8 protein-coding genes are annotated in these 12007 nt (G+C 62.2%); 7 read left to right on the top strand and 1 reads right to left on the bottom strand.

Going from position 1 to position 12007, the window contains the following annotated elements:
* Positions 1-116 precede the first annotated feature (116 nt).
* From D9599_RS21510 to D9599_RS21480, 7 genes are all read left to right on the top strand, one after another.
* Positions 117-1439 (top strand): site-specific integrase, encoded by a 1323-nt coding sequence (locus D9599_RS21510; RefSeq protein WP_198383353.1) that lies wholly within the window; start codon positions 117-119, stop codon positions 1437-1439.
* Complete coding sequence (locus tag D9599_RS21505) at positions 1420-3177, top strand: hypothetical protein (protein ID WP_198383352.1); 1758 nt, start codon at positions 1420-1422, stop codon at positions 3175-3177. The genes D9599_RS21510 and D9599_RS21505 overlap by 20 nt, the downstream gene beginning before the upstream one ends.
* A complete protein-coding gene (locus tag D9599_RS21500) occupies positions 3174-5357 on the top strand; it encodes a site-specific integrase (protein WP_198383351.1) in 2184 nt (727 codons plus the stop codon). The genes D9599_RS21505 and D9599_RS21500 overlap by 4 nt, the downstream gene beginning before the upstream one ends.
* Positions 5358-5359: 2 nt before the next feature.
* Positions 5360-5857 carry a hypothetical protein gene (locus D9599_RS21495; protein ID WP_198383350.1) on the top strand — a complete coding sequence of 166 codons (498 nt, stop codon included), beginning with the start codon at positions 5360-5362 and terminating at the stop codon, positions 5855-5857.
* Complete coding sequence (locus D9599_RS21490) at positions 5854-6324, top strand: hypothetical protein (RefSeq protein WP_198383349.1); 471 nt, start codon at positions 5854-5856, stop codon at positions 6322-6324. The genes D9599_RS21495 and D9599_RS21490 overlap by 4 nt, the downstream gene beginning before the upstream one ends.
* 11 nt (positions 6325-6335) lie before the next feature.
* The gene (locus D9599_RS32315; RefSeq protein WP_198383348.1) at positions 6336-8597 is read left to right on the top strand and encodes an ATP-dependent RecD-like DNA helicase; all 2262 of its coding nucleotides are present in this window, start codon (positions 6336-6338) and stop codon (positions 8595-8597) included.
* A 2505-nt stretch (positions 8598-11102) separates the two neighbouring features.
* Positions 11103-11300, top strand: coding sequence for a type II toxin-antitoxin system VapB family antitoxin (locus tag D9599_RS21480; protein WP_232480762.1), 198 nt, complete (start codon positions 11103-11105; stop codon positions 11298-11300).
* Positions 11301-11520: 220 nt separating this feature from the next.
* On the opposite strand, the gene D9599_RS31500 is transcribed toward D9599_RS21480, so the two are convergent.
* The gene (locus D9599_RS31500; RefSeq protein ID WP_255531631.1) at positions 11521-11847 is read right to left on the bottom strand and encodes an efflux RND transporter permease subunit; all 327 of its coding nucleotides are present in this window, start codon (positions 11845-11847) and stop codon (positions 11521-11523) included.
* Positions 11848-12007 lie beyond the last annotated feature (160 nt).

Raw genomic sequence — 12007 nt, 5'->3', positions numbered from 1 at the left:
ACCCTTGGTTCGCAAGAATGTTCCTGCGATGTTCTTGCTGAACCCCCTCTGCTGGCTCTACGTCTTGTCCCAGTCGGGCGACGGCCACTCGGGCTGCCTGATTCGGGGGACCGGGCATGGAGTTAGTCTTCACACGCACCGCCCTGCTTGATGTGGATCTGCCTGAGGAGGTTCTCAGCAGCGCCTATGAGCAGCTATGGCGCGGCAGTCTCCGGGGGGTAGCCAAGCAGGTTCTCGCGCGGAACGGCGTCACTGATGACGTGGCGTTCATGATCGACGGATCCGCCGCCTACGCCGAATCGGTGTCGAACGCGCTACGTACGATGAGCGGCCTCATTACCGCCAAGACCAGCCGAGAGAGCTACGCGCGGCATGCGGGCCGCTTCGCCGACTGGGCGGCGTCGCAAGCGCTTTCGTTAGAGAACATCCCAGCCAAGGCGTTGGCTGACTATAAGCGCCAGCGCCGATCGGCTTCCAAGATCACGGGAGCCTCTTGGAACGTTGAGGCTGCGGCGATTCGCAGGCTCCTTGATGCTGCCCAGATCAACTCCGGGAATCTGAACGGCGCGAATCCGGCAGCACACCCACTGCTGCAGTGGACGGAGAAAGGCGCGGGCATCTCCGGTGGCGAGGTCCCCAAGTTCATCACCGGGAAGCAGTTCCGCACGTTCCGAGACAACGGCCTTCAGGCCATGGCTTACCCCTTGCGGAACACCGCTTTCGCGGGACTGCTCGTGTCGTCCGGGATGCGCCGCTCGGAAGGTGGGGGCTACCGGCAGAAATCGCTCCCGAGCCAGGAGGCGATTGCCGCGACAGACGGGGGATCGATTCGCCATTTTGTCCGGAAGGATACCGCCAAGGGGCGGAAGGCCCGTTGGACGCGGATCTCGAAGCAAGCTCTCGAGACGATGTGGCAATACAAGCTGTATGAGCGGTCGGACTTACTGGCTCGGCGGAGCAGCCCGGATTCCGAGTCGGATGATGTGCCTGAGTTCTGGCTGAGCCAGACGGGATCGCCCATGACTTCCAGCAGTTGGCAATACGTCTTTGAAAGGGCCAGCGTCCTCAGCGGTGTCGAGGTAACCCCTCATGCTCTCAGACACACCTTCGCCGTATTTCTGCTAAGTCGACTGATTTCGAAGACCATCACGTCCGCCAAGGAGCGACGATCGGAAGCGACACGCCTCAAGCGCGTCTTCAACACACGCCCCGAGCAGATTTACGACAGCCTCTTCGGCGACCCGCTCCGCAAGGTTCAGAAATACCTGGGGCATGCGAGTTATCGGACAACCTTCATCTACCTCGACCTTCTAGCCGGCGATACGCTCGAGGAGGACGACACCTGGGGGGTGTTCTCCCAGATTCTCGACACGGAAGCTGACTACTCCACGCCCGGTGAAGTCACCCTGACGGATGACGATGACGATGACGATGAGTGATGACGGAGAAGTGCGCGGACTGCTCGCTGGTGCCCGTAGGCCGCAGAACAGACCGCTTCGAGTCGGCACGACAGCATCTGAAGGCGCCGAGGTGCAGGACGACGCGGTGTTGGAGAAGATCCTCGCGGATTTCCTACACTACTACGTGGACGAACACGGACAGGAGACTGGCGACGAGCCGATTAACTGGACCTGGGCCAGGAACTGGCCGAAGTTGGGTAGGGTTGTCCTAACCGCCCTGCATCAGCTCTGTACGTCAAAGCGCGAGCTCCGCTTCTACAAAAGCGCTCTGGGCCTGCAGCAGCACGCCAAGCCATTCTTTGTCTGGCTACGAGCGTTCGACCCTGCTGGTGAGATCGGAAATACCAGGGAACTCTCGCCAGAAGTATTCCAGGCATTCAAGGAATATCAAGACGACCGGGTTGCGACGGAGCAGGTTAGGTCGAAGACAGCTTACCAGTACAAGGGAGCTATTTGCCGCCTCCTGAAACAAGCCTGGTACAGTGAGATGGCTGGCCATGTGCTTGGGTCAGACTGGGAAGAGCGTCACTTCGTCGCCGATGGGTTTGAGGACGACAACAAGCAGCGCCCCCCGTACAGCATGGACGAGGCTAACCGCGTTGTTCGGGCGTGCTCTGATCTGCTCCTGGAGCGGGTCAGCGCGCCTTGGAGCAAGATCTCAGAGTTGGCCGCCTACACTGGGATCGGACTGAGGCTGGGCATCGAAACGGAGTGCATCGACCGACTTCGTGTGGGCGACGTCCAGCTCCTGGGGGACAGGAGGAAGGTAAAGGTCACCTACATCAAGCGCCGGACATCGTCAGTTCCCAATCGGCGGAAGCTCGCGGATGCCGGCCTGGCTGAGGGCGTCGACGACTCGGAGACGGTGGACCAGATTGAGGATGTGGGCCCCTTTACGACAGGTGGAGGGTTGCTGCTTTACGCACAGAAGCGAGCGAAGGAACGTGGCGCTAGTCTGGATGGCTCTATTTGGTCTCGCAGGTTCGTTGCGAACGACTTCGATGCCTTTTCGGACCTGTTGTACGAACGTGGGCTGCGCGACGACAAAGGTGATCTGCTTCAAATTCTCCGCACTCGTTTTCGCGTCACGTACAAGCAGAGCCGGATGATCAAGTCGGGCGGCAATCTCTCGCTGGTAGCGGACGACCACACGAAGGACGTCGCGTCCAGTCACTACCTGGAGGGCTCTCCGCATCTGCAGCCGTTTTACGAGCATGCGATCATCACGGCACAGACCGAGGCTCTGGAATATGCGCTGAACCGCCCCAAGCCTGCAGTCATCGCGCTTTCAGTTGAGGCGTCTGAGGCGGAGGTGGCGGCCGCCGCAGCGGAGACGGGGCTTCCTCCACAAGAAGTAAGGCAAGCGCTCTCTGGCGAGACAGATGTTTGGCTTGCGAGCTGCCGCGGCTTCTACAGCAGCCCGTTCTCGCCGGCAGGGCAGCCGTGCTCCAAGGCATTCTGGGGATGCCTCGGGTGTGTCAACGGGCTTGTTACACGACGCACTCTCCCACGCGTTCTGCAGTTCCTTTCACACATCACCGAGCAGAGACGATTGCTCGGGAGCGCTGACTGGCAGGCTAAGTTCGGAGTGGCATACGTTCAGATCATCAGGGACGTCCTGCCGAAATTCCCTCGTAACGCGGTGGAGGAGGCCAAGCACATCGCCGAGGGAATGGATGGGGCGCTTCACCTTCCGCCGGAGTTGCTCTCGGCATGAGCGCCACTGTGCTTTCGGCTCAAGGCGCAAGTCGCCTAGTCGTCAAGATTCCCAGGCGCAAGCCTCATCCAATCGACCACAGATCGGAGGTTCTGCCTGGCACTTCGGCGTTCTTCGGGGATGACGGATGGGATCTTAGCGCGGCTGACTATCACGGCGCACGGCAGGGCCAGTATACGTCCATCAGCTTTAATGGCATCGTCCAGGCAGGCCTGAAGACGGCGCTGAAGGAGCTTGCCTTTCATCGGCTAAACACAAGGCTGTCCTCCCTGGTGCGCGAGGTCGGGGTTTATACCTGCGCTCGTGAACAGGTCAGAGCGGCACGCTTTTGCCGTTGGCTCGCGGAACACTACCCTGCCGTGGATTCTCTGGCCGATCTCTCCCAGGCCATGATCCACGCTTATCGAGTCCATCTTGAAGCGGAGAGCGAGCCGCCAAACGTTTGGAAGTACCTCGAGCCGATCAAATTCTTAGAGCTTTACAGCTCGTTCCTCAGCGTCCCCATGGACTTCAAGCCCTACGGAGGCGCGCTAGAGGCGCGGCTGGTCGGTTGGAACCCTACACGCGGGGAGAACTCGACTCCGGTCATCGAAGATGAGGTGCTGACGCCAGTTCTTACCGCTGCCGTTCGCTACGTGGAAAGCTACGCCGCGGACGTCGAGCAAATGCTCGGGGAATTTCTCACCTTCCGACCTCTTGATTCGGACAGGAAGAGTAGGAAGGTCGACCGGAATGCTGGGCCGTTCTTGAGGTGGCTAGCGGTAGCTGATCCTGAGTCAACGGTGGGTGGTACGCGCCCGTTTGATGAGGCCGTCCTTGCCGCCTACCTCAGCTATGTGGATGGGATGGACCTCTCCGCCTCGACCGCACAGGCCTACAAGGCGACGGGTAGGCGTCTGCTGAGGGCGTGGCAGTCGGGCGATCGCGAGATCCTATGCTGGCCGGAAGCCGGCCAGCCGGCGCAGGCCGCCTCCCTCTCCGGCTTCAAATGGCAGGCCCCTGTGACTGTTTGCCCATTCCTCGGCCGTGCTTGGCGCCCTCCTTTCGGGACACTTGTGGATGCCGGGGACGAGTACCGGACTGAAACGGGCCATGTCATGGCCGCCTGTACAACCATTATCCTCTATCTGAGCGGGATGCGTCCTGGTGAGCTGTCGATGCTGAGCCGGGATTGCCTGCAGGAAGAGCGGGATACCGAAGGGCAGGCGATTCGATGGACGATTATCGGCACTCCGGAAAAGAAGCGCAGCAAGGGGCGCGTTAAGCAAGTTAAGCCACGCGCGGTCGAGTGGGTTGTGCCGGAAATTGTCGCACGCGCCGTGCAGCTGCTGCGGCGGCTTCTGGAGCCATTTCGCGAGCACCATGGCTCACCGCGTCTGCTGATGAACCTGGATGCTCTACAACCTGGCCGAACTGATCAGAACGGGTTCGCCGCCTCTGAGCGCACGATCCGGACGCTACTGGACACGTTCCAGGAGATGGTTCGGGACCGCTTCAAGGGAGCCCCGTGGGGCGACCTCCCTGCAGAAGGGCGCGTCTACCCGATGCAGTTCCGTCGGACACTGGCGCGCCACATTGCGCGTCAGCCCTTCGGCATTATCGCGGGCAAACTGCAGTACAAGCATGTCAGCACGATCGTGTTCGAGGGCTATGCCGGCTCTGAAGATGCGGGCTTCCGCACCGTTGTTGCGGAGGAAGCGGTCATGGCGGGCATTGACATGTTGGAGGAGCTCGAGGAGGACGCCGCGGCGGGCATGATCTTCGGGCGAGGCGCCAAGAACCTTTTGGAGAAGGTCGCCGCGACCAAAGAAGTGGCTCGAAGCAAGGCGCTGGTTGACCGCAGCGATAGGCAGGTTGCTGAGATGCAGGCGCTCCGCTCCGTCGCGGTGAACCTCCACGTGGGGGTTCTTAATTTGTGCGCGTTTGATCCGTCAAACCCAGGAAAAGCGCTCTGCTTGAGCGAGAAGGAGCGTGAGAACGCCAGGGGACCGCAGATGAATCTCTGCTCTCCGGGTAAGTGCCCTAACTCGATCATCGGGCAGTGCCATTTAGACCGGTGGAAGCAGCTACGGGACGACGCTGTCGAGTTGAGGAGAGGGGCGAGGACGCCGCTTCAGCGCGCCAGTCTGGACGTGCAGATCGCGGAATATGAAGCCATCGTCGGCACGGCCGCGTCCTAACCATGGCGAGCGCCGAAAGGCAGGCACTGCTCGATCGGGTATGCGCCCGGATCAGCGAGCTTGAGGCGAAGCCCCAGCTGCGCTCGGAAGAGCGTCATGAGCTGGCGTTGCGGAGGGCGTTGATCCGGCTGGTCAATGGCGTTCCTCTTCACACGGACGGGGCCCTGACGGGGGAGAACCTTTACGCGGAGGCGAGAGTCGCCCGGGCCACAATGTACCGGATCCGGTCGGTCATGGATGATTGGAAAGCGGCGCAAAATGCCGTCGCGCCAGATAGTCCGGCGGCACTGCGGGAGCAGATCCGCTCGCTTAAAGCGCAGCTCCGCAAGGTCGGTGAGGAACGTTCTGAGGAGCGACAGAGGCTCGTTCAAATCCAGGCGGTGCTCGTTCAGCGGGTTCAGGCACTAACACTTGCTCTCGTCGAAGCGCGCGGCGGAGCGAAAGTGACCGACCTAGGCCTGCTCCGTCGCCAGAAAGGCCAGAAGTCCGGAGGAGAATGATGGGCAAGCGGGACGTGGAAGCCGACATTCTCAGCCGCTTCAACCGGTTTATCGAAGAGGGCTGCGCCATTCCGGGAACCCCGGATGGGAAGGTGAACGTTCTGGCCCTCTGCCGAGCTCTGGGCCTTCCCGCCGCGGATGCACAGCATTTCCACCGGAAGGAGAGCATCAAGACCGCCGTCTCCGTCATTGGCGCAGAGCAAGGCTTGGCTGCGATTGGCTCCCGGACGGGACTAGACCCGCAAGAGGCGGTTCTGGAGCAGCGCCTCAAACTGGCGCGAGGGCAAGCACGCGATGACGCGATGGCAGCAAGCGAGGCCTCAGCTGCCATGCAGGTGCTGGTGGATGAACTGCGTTCCGCTCAGGCGGAAATCACGGTTCTGCGGGTCGAAAACCGCGCCCTGTTGGAGCGCCTTCAGTTGATTGAGGAGCAGGGCATTCTCTGGGACGCGGGCGGCTCCGCATGAGGCGCTTGGCAGTGACTTCCGTCATCGCGTCGCGTGACTTCGGCTCCATCTTCGCTGGAGTGGGCGAGACAGGGGATCGGGTACGGGTACGGAGCTACGAGCCGGTTTGGCCCAGCCCGGGCGAAGTCTACGACGTCGAGGGCACGTCCACGACCTATCGCGACCGCTGGGGCAAGAACCATCTGCAGATCGACCAGGCACGCCTGGTCCGGGTACGGACGTCTGGGCGCTTGCTAGGTCCGTGGCTACGTCAACTGCCGGGCGTCGGAGAGACCAGGGCACATCGCCTCATGCGCGCCTTTGGCCAGGACCTCCTTGACGTACTCGACGACCCAGCTCGGCTACCGGATGTCGCCAGGGCTCTCGAGCCGGAAAGGTCCGCACTGGCCACCCGCCTTAGTGCATCCGTCCAGGCAGCGTTCCGCGAGTACGCCGCACGCGAGCGGGATGGGATCTCGGAGGCAGCCTTTTACCAACAACTCGAAGGACTAGGCGTCGAGGAACGCAGCGCGGCGCGGTCGCTCTGGCGGTTGCTCGGAAACCGCGCGTGGGAGCGCCTGAGCCAACGGCCCTACTGTGCCGCCTCGGTGCTGCCGTGGGCGCATGCCGATCATCTCGGCCAGCGGCTCCTTTCTGCAGCTGAGGGAAGGAAGGATGTGCTGCGCCATCCTGACCGGCTTGCTGGCGCGGTCGACAGCGTCGTCCGAGATATTCTGCGAACAGGCAGCACGGCAGCCACACGTGATGATTTACTGGCGCGCTTGGGGCGAAAGCGCGTTCCTGCCGGAGAGGCCTTGCAGATCGGGCTGGAGCGGCGTCGGGTTGTCCAGGGACGGGGTATCCTCCACGCACCTGGCGCCGCATATCTGGAACGGGATCTACACGCTCACCTTCAACGCCTGCGGTCGGCATCGCCTGGCTGGAGCATGGCGCGCGAGGACCGGCTCCGCGCGGCCGTTAACAATGCCGAGTGCGAAACCGGACTAGATCTCACCGATGAACAAAGGCTCGCGATCTGCGTCCTGCTGCAGCAGCCGGTAGCGCTGCTGCAAGGCGGGGCGGGGACGGGAAAGACAACCTCCATGAGGGTGCTCGTTGCCGCCTGGGAGCGCCTGGGCGGTCGTGTGGAGGCCGCTGCCTTGGCCGGAAAAGCGGCCCTGAAATTGCGTCTGTCGACCGGCCTGAATGTCATGACGATCGCCCGGCTTCTGAAGCGGCTGGAGACGAGCGAAGATTTCGGAGTCCATCGCCCTCACGGCGGTGGCGTGACGCGCGGTGATGACAACCAAAACAGCCGCCTGCCAGAGTTCACAGGGGACACACTCCTGCTGCTGGACGAGGCCTCCATGGTGGACCTCCCTAACTTGCGGCGGCTCCTCCTGAAGATGCCTACCGGAGCCAGTCTGCTTCTGGTCGGAGATGTTGCTCAGCTTCCGCCGGTAGGCCTTGGGCAAGTCTTCCATGACCTCGTCCATTCAGGTGTTGGCCTCGTCGAACTCACACGCGTTCTCCGGCAAGCTGGCGGCAACCCCTTGCTCGAAGTCGCGGCGGAGATCCGGGCAGGGCGTTCGCCAGACCTCCCGTGCTACAAAGGCGCCGAGGCCGGCGTCCAAATCGCGGAGTGCCGCGTCGAGGAGGTTCCGGCACGGCTCGGAGCGGTCCGAAGAGAGCTTTCCGCGGACGGAAGCGAAGTCCTAACCCTTGCGGCACTCCAGAACACGGTGCGCGCGGTTTGCTTCGGCGAAATGAGTCGGCGCCAAGAGGAGGGGGCTGCGGGTGTGCGGATCGGCCCGCTCTGTGCATGGGCTGCGGTAGGCGATCCAGTAATCATGACCACGAACCATTATAGGTTCGGCCTGGCAAATGGGCAGCTGGGGCGGGTCACCTCCCTGGAACCGCTGAAGATCGCCTGGGAGGGTGAGGATTGGGATCAGGAGGTGTTGGGGGAGTATGCCGTCGATATTGCGTCTGCCTGGAGCATCACCGGCCACAAGAGCCAAGGATCAGAGGCGGCGAGAGTAGTCATCGGTCTGGACTCGAAGGCCATGTTGACCCGGCAATGGCTCTACACCGCGGTCACGCGGGCGCGGCACCAAGCCGTGTTGGTCGGACCCCGCGAACTCGCAGCCGAGGCTGTCGCCCGACTTGCTCAACGAACGACAGGGTTCACGGGACTGCTTGGTGAGGCGACGGGCTCCGTCAGCTGCAAAGAACGCCGGTCTGGCGATATCGCACAACCATCGGAAATGTCTGAGAAAGCAATAGCCCATTGATCTTTAGGAGATATCTTGCATTCGGACTCCCTCACGTGTGATGGGTGAACTCGAACATTGCACGAACTAACACCCTCGCTCCTGCGCTAATTTCGCACCTGCAGGCGGTTGTGGGTGGATCCCGTTGCCATTGACGTAGTCCGTGACGGCTTGGCGGACCTCATTCGGTTACAGGAAGGCCATCCTTGACGTCGACGGCACCCGGCGGAGGCAGCGGCGATGGAGATTTTACATGGCGAAATTGACCGCGTCGCTGGGTTCTTCGTCTTCCGGGATAATGAGGGCCGCCGTTATGGTGTTCGACCAGGCGCTGTCCTTGCGGTGATGGACGGAGACGACTCTCAGTCATCGACGTGCGTGCTGTTGCCCGGGGGGCGGCTTGCCGTCGTCGACGCCCCTTTCGAGCGCGTTCTTCAAAGCCTTGGATCATAACCATGATCGCCCTGGCGGAGGCAGTGCTGGACCCGTGGTGCCCCATTTGCCTGCATGACGGCGACCAACTGGTATTCGGCTACGCACTGGACCACCATCGGCACGGTGGCCTCTCGTGGACGAGGTCGGGCTCTATTGCGCTGCTTGACGTGCGCCACAAGCAGGCGATTTCCAGGACGGGCACGCTTTACCATCTAGGACGTCGTACCGAGCTCCGTATACTGCCGCAGTTCGGGGATGAGGCCTGGCTTGCAGCCGCGGTTCTCCTTTCGGGTGACCTTGCCGATCTCAATGAGTTGCCCTGGCGCTCCACTGATCGAGCATCGGACGTGCGCTGGCTTCAAACCCAGAAAGCTGCCCGATGGCTCGGTACTCTGCCTCCGCCGAGGATTTCTGCTCGGGTAGATGAATGGTTTTCGACGTACGGCGCAGACTACCTCGAACACCGCCGGCGAGGACTTCCGCCGTTGAGCCCACGGACGCCATGGAAGGAGCTTGGAGAATGACCAACGACGATGATCGGCGCCTACGCCGTAATGAGTCAGATCCCCCACCGACAACAAGTGTGGCAGGGTCGCCGGAAGCCGGCCCGCAGCAGCGCCAGCGTATCGGTTCACAGCATCGAGGGCTGGCACGCTCGAAGCTGCGGATGCGGGACGGCGTGTCTGAGAACAGGCGCGAGCCGCCGACCGAAACGCACGAAGGATTGAGGCCAGCAGGTTGGCGCAGCTTTGTGGCGGCACTTTCAGCAGAGTCGGACTTCGAGCGGCTGGACGCGCCAATCAGGATGTTTCAGCGGCCGCGCGGCCGACAACGATACTTTCTTCCGTCGCTCAGAAGCGACCATGCGGAGATAGCGTAAACGCGCCGTGTATCTGAGAGATGTTAAGGGAGCACGATGTCCCACGCTTGGAGCTGAATGGATCGCTGGCGGACGCCAACTTAGTCGTCTGCGAGTTGGTCGCTCGAGGCAGGGAAGGGGAGGCAGCGCAGGCCAGGAGCGCGAGGTTCTCTATGCAGTCCGACGCGGTTTCGAGAAAGCGGATGCCAAGACCGCCGTCGACGTTTCCCATCTCGCGCCAGCCTGGCTGGAGACGCAGCCGGTTTTCGTCATCGCCTACTCATAGTCCCACAAGCTGATCGAAAAGGTCGCCTAAGAGGCCTCCGGTTCCGGCTCTGCAGGTTCGCGGCGGCAAACTGGGGACTCGCAGGAGAAAGCCTCCACAAGGGGGCCAAAGCACCTGAAATATCTTGTCGCTCGATCGCAAAGCCTACGCAACGTGCGAACTCTATCTTGGTCAGGTCGGCAAGCAAGGCTGACGGCAAGTGGATAGTGATCCGATGCTCCCCTGCACCACTGCTCTCGGGCTGCTCGGATCCGAAATCTAGAGCCAAGGGACGCCAGCTCGCGCCGAAGAGACGCGTGCAAACTCCCCACTCAAACAAGACCAGGAGCACAGCACATGAAGATACTCGCCACTCTGGCTCTCTCGATGGTTCTGGCGTCCGGTGCCGCATTTGCGCAGCAGGCTGGGGGCACCTCCGGGCCGCAGTCCGGAGGTATCAGCACTGCACCGACGTCGCGCGCTCCGACCGGCGTGACGATCGACCAGGGCGCCGGAGTTCCTGGTGCGGCGGCGTCTCCGCTCGCTCCGCACCCGAGCACGCCGCATCCGCATGGCCCGGTCGACCCCCAGGCTGGGACGCCTGGCACTCAGGATCCGTCTCAGCTGGGCGGTTCTGGCGGCTGAGCCTGGCCCACATCAAGCGGTCTCGTGGATGGGCCTCTCCCGGCAAACCCGGGGGAGGCCCATCAGCTTTCTTCCTTCGGGCCGAGGCATCAATCCTTCAGGATGCGCTGACGCAAACCTGGGCTCAGCGTGGCCGATTTGTCCGAACGCTGGCTCGGTCTTGTCCTTCCAGGGCGAAGACCACTCCAGCAGGGACGCTCGCTCGGCCGTCGTCCGGCAGCTCATCTGAGGGGTACCCCGGTACCGCCTCCTTCGATGCGTTAAACTGCACGCCAATTCTGTATGATGCGTCGATGCAAATGCCGCGAGGCGGGCCCTGCGCATGAACATCGAGATCGACGATGATTTGCTGGAGCGAGCTCAAAAGGCGTTCGGGCTCGCGACCAAGGAGGCGGCCGTGGAGGAAGGCCTCCGTCTCCTGGTGCGGTTGAGGGAGCAGGAGGACATCCTGTGGCTTGCCGGAACGGTGACGTGGCAGGGTGACCTCGGCGTGAGCCGTGAAGGGCGGGGTGCCCAGTGATCGGTGCGATACTACGGAAGCGGCCGATCATGTCGAGAACGTTGTCAAACAACAGGTGGTTCCACGATGCGCGATCATTCCCTGTCCGCCTCTCGCGCCTAGCCAACCTCAATCCTATCGGATTTTCCAAGCATCGCCCTATCAGCTTTCTCGACGCTCTCGGCCGGGACGTCGAGACTACTGTTCGGCGCGTGCAGGGACGTCCTGCGACAACAACCGTTCACGAGCTGAGCGAGGCCTGACTGGTCCGTCGTCTGGGAGCAGACCACCAACCCATCGCGTGCGGTGGCCTGTTCCATGCTGCGAGTAGATTCCAACCGTTGAGCAAGGCATAGATCGCCGGGATCACCAGAAGGGTCAGCATCGTCGATGACACCATGCCGCCCCACCATGGGGACGGCAATCGCTCCATGAGTTCCGACCCTGTCCCGGTGCTCCGTAGGATTGGCATCAAACCCGCCATGATGGCGGTCACCGTCATCATTTTGGACCTCACCCGCTCGACGGCGGCCTCCATAATGACATGGCGGAGATCTTCACGGCTCAATGGCCGCCCTTCGGCATGGCGCCGCTGGCCTCCGCATCGGCAGCCATCATGGTAGTGCCGACCAAGGCCGCCATGGTGGACACTGCAAGGTTCTGCACCAGACCAGTGCCCAAGAAGGCGCAGACCGTCCTTAGCAATGACCAGCCTGGCGCGGCGAGAG

It is taken from the genome of Roseomonas sp. KE2513 (assembly GCF_016107305.1).
Lineage (GTDB): Bacteria > Pseudomonadota > Alphaproteobacteria > Acetobacterales > Acetobacteraceae > Roseomonas.
The sequence above is the reverse complement of the archived record's forward strand: the minus strand, read 5'-3'. Positions and strand labels throughout refer to the sequence as shown.